We start from the raw sequence: 18,482 nt of genomic DNA, 5'->3' as shown, positions 1-18,482 counted from the left end.
GCGCCAACCGGTGTGGCGCCCCACTTGTGAAGTAGAACATTTGCATCTGGACCATTCATGGCCCCGATTTTGTGCAGGTGCCAAACGATATGAATACCAAGGATCTGCAGCTCGCCAAGTGCCAAGCCATCTCTGGGAAGGACTCTAGCCACAATTACTTGCTCAATCTCAGTGTCCGCAGGTGGCGCGAGGCAAGGGTCAATGGTTGCATTTGCAGATGACGCTAGCCATTGCAGGATGCCAATAGCCTCCGCCCCGGAAGACAGGACGCGAATGCGAGCCTCGCTGGTCGAAACATCGCTGCCGAGGATCGATATGCCAGGCATCCTTTCAGCAAGGAGGCATACGTCTTGTAGGGTTTCAACGATCGCTGCCATGTTGGAATTGGCGCCTAACTACGATTAGACCCCAAAGTGGGGTGTAGCGCGGATTCTGGACATGCGCCCGCACAGCCGTCAATCGACTTTTCCTACGCGAATCCGGGGGTTGCAGGGGCAATCTGCAGCGGCCACAGGTGAAACATTGAGGGTGTTATGCGGCAAGGAGACCGTCTAACGCCTGGCGTGGAGAATTCTGCAGCCATAAGCAGCCAGCCCGAGCCCCGTCCATAAGCCTCGGCTGTTCGATGAAGTTCGGCACAGATTGCCGCTGAAGCATTCCAGCCCCGCACGAAGCAGGCCCGTCTGTATTGGATTCACAGGTATATCGACGTCAGCGGTCGCCGACACCCGCCCGATTTAGACGGAGCCATCTTCGAGCGCTTCCTGAGCTAACCGCCCCGGTGGGCCGAAAGCAGCCTCTTCTACCTTCCGCGCAACGCCTTCTGCTCTTTTAGCGTCAACGCCACGTTGTTGCGCAGGTATGCCGGCTCGACGAGTTCCGCGGCGATCGCTTCGCCGCGCGCGCAGGCTTGAACCGCCAGTTTCGCGACGTCGCTTGCGCGCGGCAACGCGGTGGCGTCGATTCGGGTGAAGCGAGCACCGAGGTGCGATTGCAAGGTGCCGGATTCCGCAGCAAAACCGGTGCCGACGCCGAGCCAGTCGTTACCCTGCCCCGACAGTTCATACAGGCCCGGCGCGATCACCGTTTCGTCACTGGTCGCCAACAGCTCCTCGCCTTCGCGACGGAAGGTGGCCGCGTAGATCTCGCCCATGCGCGCATCGATCGCGGCGAGGATGCGTTCGCCACTTGCTTGCGCGGCCAGCGCGCGCAACGTGGAGACCGGCACCACCGGCCGGTCCAGCGCCAGGGCGATGCCCTGTGCCAGCGCGATGGCCAGGCGCACGCCAGTGAACGCACCGGGACCGCGACCGACCGCGATGGCGTCGAGTTGCGAACGCGCGAGACCCGCTTCGGCCAACAGCGCGTCCGCCCACGGCAGCGACAACTCGGCATGGCGGCGCGGCGCGATTTCGAAGCGCTCGCGCACTTCGCCGTCCAGGTACAGGGCGACCGAACAGGCTTCGGTAGCGGTTTCGAAAGCGAGCAGCTTCATGTCAGGAGCCGGACGATTCCGGCGCGGGTTCCCACAGCTCGACCAGTCCCCCTTCCGAATCGAGCACGTAGCCGAACTTGCCTTCCGCGCTTTCCTGGTAACGCTCGTCCAGCACGGTGCAGCCCTCCTCGCGCAGTGCCGCCAGCGTGGCGGCCAGGTCGTCGACGCGGAAGTTGAACATCCACGACTTTTCGCTGGGCTTGAAATGCTCGGTGGTGGCCTTGAACGGCGCGAACACCGTACAGGCTTCCCCGCCGGTATCAGTGCGCTTCCACGGCAGGATCGCCCCGCCCCAAGACTGCATGTCCAGGCCCAGGTGGCGCGCATACCATGCCGACAGCGCCGCGGGGTCTTCGGCCTTGAAGAACACGCCACCCAGTCCGTGCACGCGCGGAGCGTTCGATGTTTTCCCCTCAGCCATGGCTCGCCTCCGTCGTGGAATATTCCGCGGATTCTGCCACGAAGAACGCCTGCACATCGGCCACGTCGCGTGTGCGCGCGAACGGCGGCAGCGAGTCGAGGAACACCCGACCATAGGGTTTGCCGGTGATGCGCGGGTCGCACAGCACCAGCACGCCACGGTCGGTCTCGCTGCGGATCAGCCGGCCCACGCCCTGCTTCAGCGCGATCACCGCCTGCGGCAGCTGTTCATCGCGAAACGGATTGCCGCCGCTGCGGCGGATCGCGTCCAGCCGCGCCTCGAACACCGGATCGTCCGGCGCCGCGAACGGCAGCTTGTCGATGGCGACCACGCTGAGCGCGTCGCCGACCACATCGACGCCTTCGCGGAAACTGGCGGATCCCAGCAACACGCCATTGCCGGATTCGCGGAAGCGCTGCAGCAACGTCGCGCGCGGCGCCTCACCCTGCACGAACAGCGGCCACGGGCAATCGCGCAACGCTTCGGCGGCTTCGCGCAACGCGCGGTGCGAGGCGAACAGGATGAAGGCGCGACCGTTGGACGCGTGCAGCACCGGCAACAGCGCGGCGATAAGCGCGGTGCCGTAACCTCGCGAATTCGGCTCCGGCAGTTTTTGCGGCAAATAGCACAACGCCTGCCGCGACCAGTCGAACGGGCTGGGCTGCAACAGGGTTTCCGGATCTTCCAGGCCCAGGCGGACGGCGAGGTGGTCGAAACTGTCGCCGACCGCCAGCGTCGCCGAGGTGAACACCCAGGCTGCACGCGATTTCTCGCGGTGCTCGCGCAACGGGCCGGACACGTCCAGCGGCGTGCGCTGGCAGCGGAAGCCGCGTGGGCTGAGCTCGTACCAGAACACGTCGGACGACCCATCCATGGGCTCGCCGGCATCGTCGACGACTTCCTCGTCGGCGAACGCATCGCTGGCGTCTTCATGGCCGAGCCAACGCGACAGCCGCGAGATCGTGTCCGCGTTGCGCGCCGCGCAGGCATCGAAACCGGGCGAGGCTTCGGTCAGCGGCACCAGGGTCTCGCGCAGTTGCGCCAGGGTATCGAGCAGCGCCTCGAAGCCATTGGCGACTTCCGGTTTGGCCAGCGCCCGCGCGCGGGTGCCGCGTGCCGGCAGGCCTTCCATCGCCAGGCGCAGTTCGCGCAGCGCTTGTTCGACCGCGCGCACCGGCGGCTGCAGGCTGGCGAGCGCGCCGGCGACGTCCTTGCACTCGCCCAGGCAGTCGCGCAGCAGTTCCTGCAGCGGACGCAGGCCGAAGCTTTCGCCGAAGAAGTTGGCCGCCAGCTCGGGCAGCTGGTGCGCCTCGTCGATGACGAAGGTCTGCGCGCCGGGCAGGATTTCGCCGAAGCCTTCCTGCTTCAGCGCAAGGTCGGCGAGCAGCAGGTGGTGGTTGACCACGACCACGTCGGCGGCCTGCGCGCGCTGGCGCGCCTGCACGACGAAACAGTCTTCCCAGAACGGACATTCGGTGCCGAGGCAGTTGTCGGCGGTCGAGGTGACCATCGGCAGCAGCGGCGAATCCTCCGGCAGGCCTTCGAGTTCGGCCACATCACCGTACTGCGTGCGTCCGCCCCAGGCGACGATGCGCTGGAATTGGGCGACCTGTTCGCGGGTGGTGAAACGCGGTTCGCCCCTGGTCTTTTCCAGTCGGTATTTGCACAGGTAGTTGGCGCGGCCCTTCAGCAGCGCCGACTTGTGGCCGACGCCGAGCGCCTTGCGCACGCGTGGCAGGTCGCGATGGTAGAGCTGGTCCTGCAGCGCACGCGTGCCGGTGGAAATGATCGTCTTCAAACCCGACAGCAACGTCGGCACCAGGTAGGCGAAGGTCTTGCCCGTGCCGGTGCCGGCTTCGGCCAGCAGCACGTCACGATGCTCGAATGCATCGGCGATGGCCACCGACAGGCGTTGCTGCGCTTCGCGCGGCGCGAAGTTGTCGAGCTGGCTGGCCAGCGCGCCGCCCTCACTGAGGGCTTCACGGCTGGCGATGGCAAGGCGGGACATGGGAAAGAACCAGAATCTAAGGCGTCGTTCGTCTTTGTAGAGTCGAGCTTGCTCGACTGTTTCTGCTTTCTTGCGGACCGGGCGAAGAGCAGTCGAGCAAGCTCGACTCTACAACGCAAAGGCTACATCCGATCAAAACCCGCAACGGTGCAGGCATCGCGACCGGCCGCGGCGTCGGCGACCTGCTTCGCCAGCGCGTTCGCCTGTTCGGCCTGTTCCGTTGCCGTCGCGGCAACGGGCGGCGCCGCACGCAGGCGGTATTCGCGGATCTGGTGCAGGGTTTCCCAATGCCGGCGGCACAGGGGGCCGGCCGCGGAACCCAGGTCGATCGCGCGCTGCGCGAGGTTTTCCGCGCGCGGCAGATCGGACGCCAGCAGAGCGACTTCGGCGCGTTCCTGCAACAGGGCGGGGTCGTCGGGCACCAGCAACAGGGCCTGGTTCAAAGCATCGGCCGCGGCGCCGAGGTCGCGGCGTGCCAGCGCAGCAGCAGCGGTCTCGCGCAAATCCTCGACTTGCGGATCGCGCAACGGCACCACCGCCAGCTCGCGCTCGTCGGCCTTGCCGGCAGTCTGCACGGCGGCGTACATCGCGGCGACATCGGCCGGCGGCGCCGCGGGGGCGCGAGGCGCAGTGGCCGGCCCGCCGACGCATGCGGACAACAAGCCGGCGATGACGGCGACGGCGCCGCCCCGGAAGAACTTCGTCATCACGGCTGCTCCGCCGGTTGCGCGGGGGCTTCCTGCGGCGCTTCGGGCTTCTTGTCCAGGCCGAACCAGCTGCGCCAGCCGCCGCCTTCCTCTTCGGCCGGCGCTTCGCCGTCTTCCGGAATCGTCTGGATCACGCACTGCGCGTAGGCTGGCGCGTAGCCGACCACGAACGGCAGCTGCCGCGCGCCGGGGCAGCCCGGGTCGGTGCTGTTGTTGCCGGCGACCCACTGCCAGTCCAGGCCCTTGCCCGACACCTTCAACGGCGCGCTGGGCAGGCGCGAGAAGATGCCCGACCACACCCGCATCGCGCCGGTGGCGCCGTACAGGCCGGTCATTTCGTTCTGGTCGTTGCCCATCCACACCACGGCGAGATGGTCGCCGGTGTAGCCGGCATACCAGCTGTCGCGGCCGTCGTTGCTGGTGCCGGTCTTGCCGGCGGATTGCAGGCGCCCCAGCCCGTCGCCGAGCAGTTGTCGGCCGGTACCGTTGCTGACCACCTGTTGCAGCGCGACGCCGATCAGGTTCGCCGCAATCGAGTCGCCACCCTGCGCCGGCGCCGGCGCCTTGTCGTAGCGCTTGAGCAGCTTGCCCTTCGGATCGAGCACGCCACGCACCGCGTGCAACGGCTGGATCTGGCCGCCCGAGGCCAGGAACTGGTACAGCTGCGCGATCGCGTACGGGCTCTGGTCGGTGGAACCGAGGATCAGCGACGGGTTCGGTTCGGCCTTGATCCCCGCCAGGACCCGGATCAGTTCCGCCAGGCGTTGCGGATCGACCTTCATGCCGATGCGCACCGTCGCCTGGTTGTACGAATGCGACAGCGCGTCGACCAGGCGCACCGTGCCGTGGCTGCGGTTGTCCGAATTGCCCGGCGTCCATTTGCGGCCGCCGCCAAGCTGCACGGTGATCGGCGAATCCTCGACCCAGCTCGCCAGCGAATACCGGTCCGGCTGGGCCAGCGCCAGCAGGTAAACGAACGGCTTGAGCAGCGAGCCGACCGGACGCTGCGCTTCGACCGCACGGTTGAAGCCCGGCTCGGACACGTCGCGGCTGCCGACCACGGCCAGCACGTCGCCATCGTGCACGTCGGTGAGCACCATGCCGGCCTGCAGCGGGGGCCGGCGCTTGTTTTCCACCGCCTTGATCGTGCGCGTCACCGCGCCTTCGGCGTAGGCCTGCGCCGACGGCGACATGCCGGTCATCACGCTCAAGCCGGCGCCCTGCAGCACGCTTTCCGGATAATCGCGCGCGAGTTGCCGGCGCACCAAGTCGACATAGGCAGGGAAACGGTTCGCCGCCAGCAGTCCGGGGGTCTTGCTGACGCCCAGCGGCGCGGCCGTGGCGCGCTTGAGTTCGGCATCGTCGATCAAGTTGGTTTCGCGCAGCTTCTGCAGGACGAAGTTGCGGCGTTCCAGGGCGCGCTCGGGATGCCGGCGCGGGTCGTAGTACGACGGCCCCTTGACCAAGGCGATCAGCAGCGCGATGTGTTCGGTGCCGAGGTCCTTCAGATCGCGCCCGAACCAGAATTCCGACGCCGCCGACACGCCGTGGATGGCCTGGTTGCCGCGCTGGCCCCAGTACACCTGGTTGAAGTAGGCCTCGAGGATGGTGCGCTTGTCGTAGCGCGCATCGAGGATCAGCGCGTAGAGGATTTCGTTGAACTTGCGCGCCGGCGTCTGTTCCTTGCCGATGCCGAGCAGGCCGCTGCGCGCCAGCTGCTGGGTCAGCGTGCTGGCGCCCTGGCGCGACTCGCCGCCCGAGCGCGCGGTGACCCATACGGCTCGCAGGATGCCGCTGAAATCGATGCCGATGTGGCTGCGGAAATCGCGGTCCTCGACCGCCTGCAGGCCGGTGACCAGCAGTTCCGGCACGTCCTGCAACTGCACCAGGCGGCGTTCTTCCTGCTTCTGCCCGTACAGCGTGGCGATGCGCGCGGGGTCCAGCCGCACCGAACGCAGGAACACGTTGCGGCCCAGGTCCTTGACCCCGAGCACGCGCCCATCCGCCAGGCTGACCTGCACCCGCCGCGGCACCACGCGGCCGTCCACGTCGATGTAGCCGCGACTGGAAATGGTGAAGCGTCCGCCGTTCTGCGCGTAGGCGCCGGGCGTCTTGCCGGTACCGTCATCCCGGTACGACGCCGCATCCAACTCGGTCTTCAGGGTGCGTACGTCCATCGCCAGCCCCGGCGACAACTGCAGCGGCCGCGCGTAGACCCGGGTGGGCACCTGCCATTGCAGGGCGCCGAAACGCACGCTGACCTGGTGGTTCAGGTACAGCGTGTAGGGGATCAGGAACCCCAACCCCAGCGCCAGCGCCGCGAGGGCCCAGCCGAGTACCCGGCTGCCCCATGCAGGCGCTTCCGCGCCGTCATCGTCGTCGTAATCGTCGGTTTCGTCTTCGTCGTAATCGGAACGGGCCACGGGCGTGCGACAGAGGGAATTCGTGCGAGTCTAGCGCAGTTGCGCCTCCGCCTGCGGCGGCAAACCCCCGTCCGTTTAGTCGGCGGGCATCGGTCCGGAACGGCCGCGCAGGCCATCCCACAGGCCACGGCACATCGCCCGCAAGTTGCGGCCGCGCGGCGCTACGAGCAGCGACATCCGCGCCAGCTTGCCGAACAAGCGCAGCACGTCCTGGGCGATCCACTTCGCCGGGGTTTCCTTTCGCCCATACAGCAGTACGCGATTGCGCATCATGTAGTACAACCGCACCGGGCCATGCACGAACCGGCCGCCACGCACCCAGCGCGACGGCCGCACCGAATCGCCGATGCTGTGCCCCATCTTCGCATCGCATATGCCGTAAAGCCGGTAACCGCGATGGCGCACGCGGAACGACCACTCCAGGTCGACGTTGTCGATGAACAGAGATTCGTCCATGCCCCCAACCTCTTCGAGCACCCGCAACGGAATCAACGAACCGGAACTGATCAGGAAATCGCATTGGATCCGTTCACCAGGCCCGCCGTACAGCTTGCGATTGAAGGGAAAACCGACGCGCACGAATGGCGCCAGGACGCCGTTGCGCGTGTCCTGAAACTGCGGCCCGACTGCGGCAGCCTTCCGCTCGTAACCGAGCTCATCCAGCGCGCGGCACAGCGTCGCCACCATGTCCGGGGCAGGAATACTGTCCTGGTCTAGCACCAACACCCGAGAGAAGCCATTCCGTCCCGCATGTCGGATACCGCGGTTGATCGCGGCGGCAAGTCCTATGTTCGCCGGGCTGCGAACGATCGCTTCATTCTGTGACCCGACTACAAACCGGTCGAATTCCGGGTCCGTGGTCGCGTTATCGAAGATCAGTAATCCACCGGCCTGTTTCCGCACCGCATCAACGCAGGCCCTCAGGCGAGTAATGTCTGGATTGTAGGTAACCACGATCGCGCAGACATCGCGCGAAGGTCCAGGATAGGCATGGGAACCCTTTTCGTTCATGCAATATCGTTCATTTCAAGCCGAACAAATCGCTAGCAATGGAACGCGCTCCCGATGAATAGCGCATATAGCGACCCGTCATCGCCTCCCTTAAAACCGCTGCCATACGCGCTGTAGTCTTGTCGGGAAGTTGCGCCCGAAAGCGCGCGTGCGCCACCCGTTCGGCCACGCGACCCCTCTGTTCTGACGTGCCAACCAGCTCGCCCGCCTCGAATTTTGCCTGCAACGCCTGCAGGCACTGCAATCGCGACTTCATGAATTCTTGTTTCGGCAACCCGGTTCGCGCGACCCGGTCATAGAGGCTATGCCGGCGTACTCCAATCTGATTGTCTCCGTGTTGACGATAATCCATTGATTTCCACTGCAAACAATCGATTTCGCCATCCAACCCCAGCACGAAGGCCAACCACTCGTCGTGCACCCATCCGTCCGGGGCAGAAGGCACGTTCTTCAAGACATCGCCTCGCATTGCAACGGTGGCTCCCGTCACAGTGTTTCGACGAAGCAGGACATCGAAAGCACGACCCGCATGCTCATCGGCGATCTCCGCCCGAGTCATCTCAAGCGCGTCGAAAAGTCCATAACCGAGATCAACACCATTGCCATCGACCAACCTCGCATCGGTATGGAGCAGCACCAGCCGTGGCCTACGCCCAAACTCCCTTGCCATGCGGAATATCTTGTCCGCATGCCACACATCATCCTGGTCGCAAAGGAACACCAGGTCGCCATCGGTCGCGGACAGCGCCCGCTCGAAATTACGTACGTAACCCAGATTGGCCGCATTGCGTTGCAGATCCACTTCGACGCCGCGTCCGCGGGCTTCGACCGCGAAATCCTCGAGCAAGGCCCACGTGCCATCGGCGGACACGTCATCACGAACGACGATCTGGTCGGGAACCCGTTCTTGGCGAAGAAGGCTGTCGAGCTGTTGCGGCAGATACTTCTCGCCATTGTAGGTGCAGAGGGCGACGGAAATCCGCATGGTTACCTGTGCTCCATGTCCATATCGGCCTCTGGCCGGGTCCACATCGCCGCATCCGGTTGGAACAGTCGTGGCGATATTCCAAGAACGGAAACTGCCAACCCATTGTCGGCAACTAGATCCCGATCCAGTCGCGACAACGGCCCACGCGATGCAGGCCATAGCCAACGCATCAACGCCTGTGCGGCGCGGCCCAGCGGCAACGGCAGCGTGGCACGCGGCAGGCTGTCGCGGACGCGGCGGAACATGATTTCTGCGCTGAGGCGTTCGCCGCCGCCGAACTCGAATGTCCTGCCCTGCGACTCGGGCACGGCCAGCGCGCGCACGACCGCCTGGGCCAGGTCGTCGGCATGCACCGGTTGGCGCAAGCCGCGCGCGGCGGGAATCGGGAACACGCGCCAACGCAGTGCGCGACGGGCCAGCGGGGTCAGGCTTTTGTCCAGCCCGACGCCGTAGATCAGGGTCGGGCGGAACAGGGTCCAGCCGATGCCAAGGCGTTCGCACTGGCGGACGACTTCGTCTTCGCCCCGGCGCAGCTGGCGCGCGATTTCGACTTCGTCCGCCACCACCGAATCGCGCTTGCTGACGGCGCTCATGGAACTCGTCGCCACCAGGCGCGGCGCCGGCGCTTCGGTTTGCCGGGAAAGCCATTCGCCGAGCGCAAGGAGCGGACCGAAGCTGACGATGGCGTCGTAACGCGCCGGTTCGGGCATGCGATCGGGAACGCGGGCAAGCTTCCATTCGATCCGCGCGGTGCCCACCTGCGCTTTCCGGCTCAAGGCGACCACATCGAAGCCGGCGGCGAGCAGGCGCGGCAGCAGGCAATGGCCGATCTGGCTGCTTGCGCCGATTACGAGTACTGCCATCCTGACCGCGCCATTGCCGTGGTGTGCCGGCCCGCATGATAGCGCGGGGCGCTATGGCGTCCTTACGCTGTCCACGCGCGCCTGCAATTGCCCCAGGCCCGGCGCGCTCGCGTCGAGCGATCGTGCGCGCCGCAGCGCTTCGCGCGCATAGGCGACATCGCCGGTACCCAATCTTTCCGCGCCGACCGACACCCAGCTTTGCGCCAGGCGCCTGCGCGCGGCGGGGAGGCCGGGGCTGTCGGAATCCAGCGCCTGCCAGGCGTCGTAGCAGGCATGCGCGCTGCGCGGACGATTGCCGCGCAATTCGCTTTCGAAACAACCGCGCACGGCCGGCAGCAGGCGACGCGCGGCTGCGTCCACCGCCGGATCGGAAGGAGCCAGCGACTGCGCGGCGCGCAACTTGTCGTAGGCGCTGTCGCCGGGCGGTTCGATCCAGTCGCCGCGCGCTTCGGCGCGGGCCATTTCGGCCAACAGGGCCTGCGCGCGCTGGCGGTTCTGCGGCGAGGCGGCGACGCCCGAACGCTGGCCGCGGTTCTTCTGCGTGCGCTCCAGGTATTCCCCGGCCTCGCGCACTTCGGCGGATTGCGGGGCCAGTTCGCGCGCCATCGCCAACGCCGCTTCGGCCTGCTTGAACTCGAAATCGCCAGCCAGCTTGCGCGACTGCTTCGCATAGGCCAGCGCGATCTTCTCCACGCCACGGGCGGCGGCGGCCGTCTGGTTGGCGTCGTTCGCGGCCAGCGCCTGCACCGCCATGTACCCGGCCAGCGCCTGCGGCAGGCGCTGGGCGCGCAGGTCCGCGTCGGCGCGCTGGCGTTGCTGCTCGATGGCGCGCGACAACAGCGCCTGCGCCTCGGGCAGGTCGACATGGCCCGGGTCATAGCTTTGCGCCGCGGCGACCAGGGTCGCGCCGCGCGCCAGTTCGCCGGCGGCGAGCGCCTGCCGGGCCTGCTGCAGCAGTTCGGACAACGCGTCTTCGCGGCCCTCCAGCGCCTCGGTCCGGTTCGGCTGCAGCGCCAGCACGCGCTGGTACAGCGGCAACGCGGCGTTTGCGTCGCCATCGAGCCGGTGCGCAGCGCGCGCGGCTTCGGCCTGTTGCAACAGGCCGGCGATGCCGGCGCGCGTCGCTTCGCGCTCGCGCATTTCCCCGGCCACGGTTTCGGTTTCGGCGCGCGGCGCCTGCAATTCGCGGGCCAGCGCCATGGCCCGGCGGGCGCGCTCGAAATCTCCGGCCTGGGTCGCGGCGCGCGCCTGGCCCAGTGCCGCGTTCGCCACCCGGGCGAGCCCGGCACGGGCCTCGCTGCGGTCGCCGTCCAGCGCCTGCGCGGCCTCGAACTTCAAGCGCGCATTCTCCAGGCGCCCCGCCCGCAACGCCGCGTCGCCTTCGTCCAGCAAGGCCTGCACCCGCGAACCCGACCACAGCCATTCCGACAGCGGTTGGCGGAACAGCACCAGCGCGGCCGCCAGCAACACGACGATGGCGGCGATCCAGCGCCAGCGCGAACGACGGCGCCAGGTCGGGGCCGGCGGAGGCCGGGGCGAACGGAATTCGACCTGGCGCCAGTCCAGCGTCGGTTCGATGCGCTCGTCGGGATTGCGGGGCGGATCGCGCGTCACCGCGACAGCATAGCCATTCAGCCTGAACGCCGTGCTTCCTCGACCCCCGGCAGGGCGTCCAGCTTGCCCAACAGGGTCGAAAGCTGGCCGTAGTCGCTGACCTTCAGGCGCAGGCGCAGGCGGATGCGGCCGCTGTTGCGCAGGGCCTCGCTGTGGATGTCGAGTACATGCGCGTCCTCCTGCGCGATCAGGTTGGTCACGTCCTTCAGCAACCACTTGCGGTCGATGGCCAGGACCTGCACGTCGGCCTCGTAACCGCCGCCGGCCACGCCCCATTCCACCTGCAGCACGCGCTGCGGATTGGCCGCGGCCAAGCGGCGGAACGCGGTGCAGTCGGCACGATGCACGCTGACCCCGCGCCCGCGGGTCAGGTAACCGGCGATCGGCTCACCCGCGACCGGTTGGCAGCACTTGGCCAGCTGCACCAGCAGGTTGCCCACGCCCTGCACGGTGAAGCGCGATTTCGGCGGGGCCGGGGCGCGCCGCGGCGTGCGCAGCAGGGGCTGCGTCGCCGCCGCGGGTTGCGCCTGCGCACGCTGCTCCTCGAGTAGGGCGCGGCCAACCTGGTTCGGTCCGGTATCGCCGAGCGCGACCTGGACGTACAGCTCGTCGATGTTCTCCGCGTGGAAGCGCTTCAGCATCGGGCCGAGGTCGGCATGCTGCACACCTAGGCGCTTCAACTCCTTCTCCAGCAGCTCGCGCCCGGCCTGCACGTTGCGCGCGCGATCCAGCTTGTGGAACCACGCACGCACCTTGTCGCGCGAGCGCCCGCTGGCGAGGAAACCATTGGCCGGCAACAGCCAGTCGCGGCGTGGTTCGCCGGTCTTCGCGGTCAGGATCTCGACGCGGTCGCCGCTGCGCAGCTGGTGGCTCAACTGCACGATGCGGCCGTTGACCTTGGCCCCGCGCGTGCGATGCCCGACCATGGTGTGCACGTGGTAGGCAAAGTCGAGCACGGTGCCGCCGCGCGGCAGGTCGATCACTTCGCCCTTCGGGGTCAGTGTGTAGATGCGGTCCTCGGCCAGCTCGGCATCGAGTTCGCCGCCGATGTTCTCGCCTTCGGCGGACTGGTCCAGCAGGCGGCGCATCCATGCGATCTTGCGCTCGAAGGCCTGGTCGCCGGACTTGCCGCCTTCCTTGTATTTCCAGTGCGCGGCCACGCCAAGCTCGGCCTGCGCGTGCATCTCGTGGGTGCGGATCTGCACTTCCAGCGTGCGCCCTTCCGGACCGACCACGGCCGTGTGCAGCGAACGGTAGTCGTTGGCCTTGGGCCGGGCGATGTAGTCGTCGAACTCGCTCGGGATCGGCGTCCACAGCGCATGCACCACGCCCAGCGCGGCGTAGCAGGCAGCGACGTCGTCGACCGCGACGCGCACTGCGCGCAGGTCGTACAGCTCGTCCATCGACACCTGCTTGCGCTGCATCTTCTTCCAGATGCTGTAGATGTGCTTGGGCCGGCCGCTGATCTCGGCAGGGATGCCGTTCTCGCGCAGCACCGCCGACAGCTGCCGCTTGACCTGCTGGATGTAGCGCTCGCGGCCCTGGCGCTTGTCGTCCAGTTGCGCGGCGATCTGTTTGTAGGTATCGGGTTCGAGGAAGCGGAACGCCAGGTCCTCCAGCTCCCACTTCAACTGCCAGATGCCCAGCCGGTTGGCCAACGGCGCATGGATGTCGCGGGTCAGCTGCGCCAGTTCGCGGCGCTGCGCCGGCGGCAGCTTGCCGGCGACGCGCATCCGCGCCAGCTGCCGCGCCAGCAGGATCGGCACCACGCGCAGGTCCTGCACGATCGCCAGCAGCAGGCGGCGCAGCCCTTCGGTGTTGCCCATGCGGTCCGACTGCGCATGCAACGCCCACACCTGCGCGGCGGCCTGCTGGCCTTCGACCAGCACGGCCACGCCGGGATGCGCCTTGGCGAAGGCCGGCGTCACCTGTTCGCGCAGCGCAGGCACGGCATGCCACAGCGTCGCCGCGACCGCCTCGCCGTCGGCGGACAGGCTGCGCAGGATTTCCAGCGCATCGGCCAGCACCGCCGGCGGGTCGTCGGTTTCCACCGGTTCCCGCAACGCCTTCGTCGCCGCCTCGCGCAGCGCCGCGGGCATCGCGGCGATGGCGGGATGGTCCAGCAGCGTTTTCAGGTCTTGCGGGGAAGCGACGGCCACGACGTGTCTCGACAACGATGGAATCCTGCAATGGGCGCTATGGCCCGGAAAGCAAGGGTCGCGGAGCGGACCGACATCATCGTGTCACAAAACCGGCGCAATCTTGTCATCTGCCGATTCCATGCCACGAACGCCATGCGCCGGATTCTTGCCGCCTTCGCCTGCCTGCTCGCCCTGACCGCCTTGCCGGCGGCCGCGCAACAAGCCTATGTCGATCTCGAACAACGGCTCAACGCCGAGCAGTTGCGCGAAACCGGCCTGGACAAGCTGTCGAAGGCACAACTGGCGGCGCTGAACCGCATCCTGCGCGGCGAAGACGAAGTCCAGGTCGCCGCGGCCAAGGCGGAAGCCAAGGCCGAAGTGCAGGCGCAGCGTCAGCAGGAAGCGGAGCATTCGGCATTGATCGGCCTCAACGACCAGCCGATCAAGAGCCGGCTGAAGGGCGACGTCGCCGGCTGGGAGCCGGGCACCGAGTTCGAACTGGAGAACGGCCAGCGCTGGAAGGTGCTGAAAGGCCAGATGAAGCTGCGCAAGCCGCTGAACGCGCCGGAGATCGTGGTCGTGCCGGGCATCGCCGGGCGCTGGTTCCTGCAGGTCGATGAAGACATGCCGAAGGCGCGGGTCTACCGCATCGACTGATGCTCGCTTTGTAGAGCCGAGCTTGCTCGGCTGCTTTTGCTTGCGTTTCGCCCTTTCCTGCGAAGATCAAAAGCGTGCCGGGGCAAGCACGGCACCTGCGAAGCAAGAGCAGCCGAGCAAGCTCGGCTCTACAAGGCCACGGCAGATGGTGGGCGCGAAGAGCGTGCCCACCCTACGCCAGCGATGCCAGCCGTTGCGCGAGTTTCTTCGGCGAGATGCCGGCGCGCGCGCCCAGTTCCTGAGCGAATACCGATACGCGCAACTCCTCCAGGTCCCAGCGCAGCGCCTGCCATTGCGGCTGCGCGGCGACACCCCGCTCCGTCGCGTCCCGCAGTGCATCGACGAACGGCTTGAGCTCCAGCATGCGCTGCTGATCGCGGGTCGGATCGCGCTTGGCCCGCTCGGTGCGAAGGATCATCGCCTTCAGATAGCGCGGGAACTGCGCCAGCGCTTCGGCAGGAGTGTCGCGCAGGAAGCCCGGATGCACCAGCGCATCGAGTTGCGCGCGCAGATCGTCGAGATTGCCGCGTGCCCAGCCCATCAGCGGTGATTCCAGTAGCGGCTTCAGCTCGGCGACGGCGGACAGGATGCTTTCGGCCAGCGCGAGGCGCTCCATCGATGCGCCGAACAAGGCCTTGCCCGACTCGTCGCGGCGTCGCTCGAACGCGGCGCGGTCGCGGATTTCGCTCAGGCCTTCGGCCAGCACCGCGTTCATCGCCGCATCGACGATGTCGCCACGCAAGCGCTCCTGCGATTCGATTGCCGCGTACAGCAGGCCGGTCTTCGGCGAGACCGGCAACTGCTTGCGCGCCTGCTTGGCCTTGTCGGCCAGGGCGATCTCCAGCAGCCGGCGCACGCCTTGCGGATGCGCCTCGGCGGCTTCGTTGCGATCGGCGAAGATGCGCAACGCGGCGCTTTCGCCCGTGTCGGCCAGGGCCGGATACGCGGGCACGCCGGCCTCGCCCGGCACCTGCAGCGGGATCGGACTTGCGGGGAATTCGCGCAAGCCTTCGGCCGCCAGCGCACGACCGGCGCGCGCGGCGAAAGCATGGCTGGCGCGTTCGCCGAAACGCGCGCGCAATGCATCGAGGTCGCGCGATTCGGCGATGATCTTTCCCTTCTCGTCGCGCAGGCGCAGGTTCATGCGCAGATGCGGCTCCAGGGCAGTCTCATCGAAGTCGATGGCGGCGAGCTGCGCGCCGGTGGCCTTGGACAGGAAGCGCGCGAGTTCGCCGCGGATGTCGTCGGCGGTCGGTTGCGGGAACGCTTCGAAGAACGCACGTCCGAAATCCGGCGCCGGCACGTAGTTGCGCCGCATCGCCTTCGGCAGCGAACGGATCAGGGCCGCCGCCTTGTCGGCGACGAAACCCGGTGCCAGCCACGACAGGCGCGCCGGATCCAGCGCGCCGAGCAGGTGCAACGGCACCTCGAGGGTCACGCCGTCATCGGCCGCGCCCGGCTCGAACTTGTAGTGCAGCGGCAGGCGCGCATCGCCCAGCGCCAGGTATTTGGGGTAACGATCCTGTTCGCTGCCCTCGCCTGGCAACAGGTCGGCCAGCGACCAGTGCAGCGCGCGCTTCTTTTCCTCGGCCAGCGATTTCCACCAGGCATCGAGTCCGGCAGCGGAATGGATTTCCGACGGAATGCGGTCGAGATACCAGCGCGCCTGCCAGTCCTCGTCGGCGACCAGGCCGGCGCGGCGCAGCTTGGCTTCTTCTTCCTGCGCCTGCTCCAGCGTCTTCAGGTTGGCGGCGACGAAGCCGGAACGGGTGTTGATTTCGCCGGTGACCAGGCCTTGGCGCACGAAGATGTCGTGCGCTTCCAACGGCGCGATGCGGCCGTAGTGGACCGGTTTCTTCGGCGCCAGCACCAGGCCGAACAGCGAAACCTGCTCCGAAGCCAGCACGTGGCCCTGCGCTCGCGACCAGTGCGCGTCGAAATGCTTGCGCGCCAGCAGATGCGGCACTTCGGCGATCACCCAGTCGGGCTCGATCGCCGCATTGGTCAGCCCCCAGACGCGCTGGGTGTCGAGCAGCGTCGCGCACAACGTCCATGGCGGCGGTTTCTTCGCCAGCGCCGAGCCGGGGAACAGGTGGAAGCGGCGCTGGCGCGGCGCAAGGAAATCGCCTTTTTCGGTGCGATGGCCGACCTGCGTCGGCAGGCCGGCGATCAGGGCGAGGTGCAAGGCGACGTATGCGGCCAACCGGGCTTTTTCCTGCGCGCCCTCGGCCAACAGCGGCGAAGCTTCGTCCGGTTGCCATTGGAGCTCTTCGCACAACAACAGCAGCTGGCGATGCAACTCGCGCCACTCGCGCATGCGCAGGAAACCAAGGAAATGTTTCTCGCACCAGTCGCGCAGCTTCGACTGGGTCAGGTCCTCGTGGGCCGCCCGATAGGCTTCCCACAACTTGAGGATGCCGACGAACTCCGAACGCGCATCGGCGAACTTCGCATGCGCGTGGTCGGCCGCCTCGCGTGCTTCCGGCGGACGTTCTCGCGGATCCTGGATGCCGAGGAACGCGGCGATGACCAGCATTTCGCGCAGGCAGCGGTGCTGCTGCGCGGCGACCAGCATCCGCGCCAGCTTCACGTCGACGGGCAGGCGCGCCATCTGCCGGCCGATGGCGGTGAGCCTGCGGTCCTTGTCGATGGCGCCGAGCTCGCCCAGCTGCTGCCAGCCATCGGCGATGGCGCGTTCGTCCGGCGGTTCGAGGAACGGGAAGTCCTCGATGCTTCCCAGGCCCAGCGCGAGCATGCGCAGGATCACCCCGGCCAGCGACGAGCGGCGGATTTCCGGATCGGTGAACTCGGGGCGCGCGGCGAAATCGGCCTCGGCGTACAGGCGATAGCAGATGCCTTCGGCGATGCGCCCGCAGCGGCCCTTGCGCTGGTTGGCGCTGGCCTGCGAAACCGGTTCGATATGCAGGCGGTCGAGTTTCTGCCGCGGCGAATAGCGCTTCACCCGGGCGAAACCCGGGTCGACCACGTAGCGGATGCGCGGCACCGTCAGCGAGGTTTCGGCGACATTGGTCGCCAGCACCAGCCGGCGTTTGGTGCCGGGGTTGAACACGCGGTCCTGGTCCTTCGTCGACAGCCGTGCGTACAGCGGCAGTACCTCGGTTTCGCGGTACTTGCGCCGTTCCAGCGCCTGGTGCGCGTCGCGGATCTCGCGTTCGCCGGGCAGGAACACCAGCACGTCGCCGCGCGGATCCTGCCGGGTGATCTCGTCGATGGCGCCCACTATCGCGTCGTTCACGCTGCGCTCGCCTTCGCGCAGCTCGCCATCCGCGTCGACCTCGCCTTCGAGCGGCCGGTAGCGGACTTCGACCGGATAGGTCCGGCCTTCGACCGAAATCACCGGCGCATCGTCGAAATGGCGGGCGAAACGCGCGGTGTCGATGGTCGCCGAGGTGACGATGACCTTCAGGTCGCGGCGCTTGCGCAGCAACTGCTTCAGGTAGCCGAGCAGGAAGTCGATGTTGAGGCTGCGCTCGTGCGCCTCGTCGACGATGATCGTGTCGTAGGCCGACAGCCAGCGGTCGCGGGCGATCTCGGCCAGCAGGATGCCGTCGGTCATGAACTTGACCTGGGTCGCGTCCCCCACTTGGTCGTTGAAGCGCACCTGGTAGCCGACCACGTCGCCGATCGGGCTGTGCAATTCCTCCGCAACGCGGCGGGCGACCGCGCGCGCGGCGATGCGGCGCGGCTGGGTGCAGCCGATCATGCCGGCGACACCGCGGCCAGCCGCCAGGCACAATTTCGGCAGCTGGGTGGTCTTGCCCGAGCCGGTTTCGCCGGCGACCACGACCACTTGGTGCTTGCGGATCAATTCGACGATGCGCTCGCCCTCGCGGGCGATCGGCAGCGCTTCGTCCAAGGTGACCGCCGGCACGCGGGCGGCGCGCGCCTCGCGGGCGGCGACCGAGGCCGCCAGCGCCGTGGCGAACGCGTCGCGGGCCTTCGCGTCTCCGGGCTTGGCTTGCCAGCGCGACCACAGGCCATGCAGGCGGCCGCGATCGCGGCTGAGCGCGCCGTCGATGGCCCGGCGGGCAGCAGCGGGAGTGGTTTCGATAGCTGGCATCAATCGGAGGAAGCGGAATTTTCCACTTACACAATGCATGGGGGCGGATTATTGTGACCGCAACCACCACGAG

The 18,482-nt window shown here is 67.4% G+C and carries 13 protein-coding genes; 1 reads left to right on the top strand and 12 read right to left on the bottom strand.

Going from position 1 to position 18,482, the window contains the following annotated elements; all coding sequences use genetic code 11:
* From J5837_RS09230 to J5837_RS09180, 11 genes are all read right to left on the bottom strand, one after another.
* A partial coding sequence (locus J5837_RS09230) for a hypothetical protein (RefSeq protein ID WP_210536466.1) occupies window positions 1–377 on the bottom strand: 377 nt, incomplete at its 3' end.
* A 425-nt stretch (window positions 378–802) separates the two neighbouring features.
* Entirely contained in the window at window positions 803–1,495 is a 693-nt protein-coding gene (gene tsaB, locus J5837_RS09225; RefSeq protein ID WP_210536465.1) for a tRNA (adenosine(37)-N6)-threonylcarbamoyltransferase complex dimerization subunit type 1 TsaB, read from the bottom strand.
* Between the two features lies 1 nt (window position 1,496).
* Window positions 1,497–1,916, bottom strand: a complete 420-nt coding sequence (locus tag J5837_RS09220; protein ID WP_210536464.1) for a VOC family protein — start codon at window positions 1,914–1,916, stop codon at window positions 1,497–1,499.
* Entirely contained in the window at window positions 1,909–3,924 is a 2,016-nt protein-coding gene (gene yoaA, locus J5837_RS09215) for a DNA repair helicase YoaA (RefSeq protein WP_210536463.1), read from the bottom strand. Before yoaA ends, J5837_RS09220 begins: the two co-directional genes overlap by 8 nt.
* Window positions 3,925–4,046: 122 nt before the next feature.
* Entirely contained in the window at window positions 4,047–4,631 is a 585-nt protein-coding gene (locus J5837_RS16410; protein WP_210536462.1) for a hypothetical protein, read from the bottom strand.
* Window positions 4,631–7,054 carry a penicillin-binding protein 1B gene (gene mrcB, locus J5837_RS09205; RefSeq protein ID WP_210536461.1) on the bottom strand — a complete coding sequence of 808 codons (2,424 nt, stop codon included), beginning with the start codon at window positions 7,052–7,054 and terminating at the stop codon, window positions 4,631–4,633. Before mrcB ends, J5837_RS16410 begins: the two co-directional genes overlap by 1 nt.
* Before the next feature lie 75 nt (window positions 7,055–7,129).
* Window positions 7,130–8,065, bottom strand: coding sequence for a glycosyltransferase family 2 protein (locus J5837_RS09200; RefSeq protein WP_210536460.1), 936 nt, complete (start codon window positions 8,063–8,065; stop codon window positions 7,130–7,132).
* 10 nt (window positions 8,066–8,075) lie between these two features.
* Window positions 8,076–9,050: a glycosyltransferase family 2 protein gene (locus tag J5837_RS09195; protein ID WP_210536459.1), complete on the bottom strand. Its 975-nt coding sequence runs from the start codon at window positions 9,048–9,050 to the stop codon at window positions 8,076–8,078.
* Between the two features lie 2 nt (window positions 9,051–9,052).
* Window positions 9,053–9,916, bottom strand: a complete 864-nt coding sequence (locus tag J5837_RS09190) for an NAD-dependent epimerase/dehydratase family protein (protein ID WP_210536458.1) — start codon at window positions 9,914–9,916, stop codon at window positions 9,053–9,055.
* 51 nt (window positions 9,917–9,967) lie between these two features.
* Window positions 9,968–11,530: a hypothetical protein gene (locus J5837_RS09185; RefSeq protein WP_342345526.1), complete on the bottom strand. Its 1,563-nt coding sequence runs from the start codon at window positions 11,528–11,530 to the stop codon at window positions 9,968–9,970.
* 17 nt (window positions 11,531–11,547) lie between these two features.
* Window positions 11,548–13,689, bottom strand: a complete 2,142-nt coding sequence (locus tag J5837_RS09180; protein WP_425504841.1) for a RelA/SpoT family protein — start codon at window positions 13,687–13,689, stop codon at window positions 11,548–11,550.
* A gap of 135 nt (window positions 13,690–13,824) precedes the next feature.
* Here J5837_RS09180 and J5837_RS09175 point away from each other — a divergent pair, with 135 nt between their 5' ends.
* On the top strand, window positions 13,825–14,328 hold the full coding sequence (locus tag J5837_RS09175; protein ID WP_210536457.1) for a hypothetical protein: 504 nt from the start codon (window positions 13,825–13,827) through the stop codon (window positions 14,326–14,328).
* A gap of 172 nt (window positions 14,329–14,500) precedes the next feature.
* Here the strand turns inward: J5837_RS09175 and hrpA are convergent, their stop codons facing one another.
* Complete coding sequence (gene hrpA / locus J5837_RS09170; protein ID WP_210536456.1) at window positions 14,501–18,409, bottom strand: ATP-dependent RNA helicase HrpA; 3,909 nt, start codon at window positions 18,407–18,409, stop codon at window positions 14,501–14,503.
* Window positions 18,410–18,482: the final 73 nt, after the last annotated feature.

The organism is Pseudoxanthomonas helianthi, assembly GCF_017939625.1.
GTDB lineage: Bacteria > Pseudomonadota > Gammaproteobacteria > Xanthomonadales > Xanthomonadaceae > Pseudoxanthomonas_A > Pseudoxanthomonas_A helianthi.
This window is presented reverse-complemented; position numbering and strand designations above follow the sequence as displayed.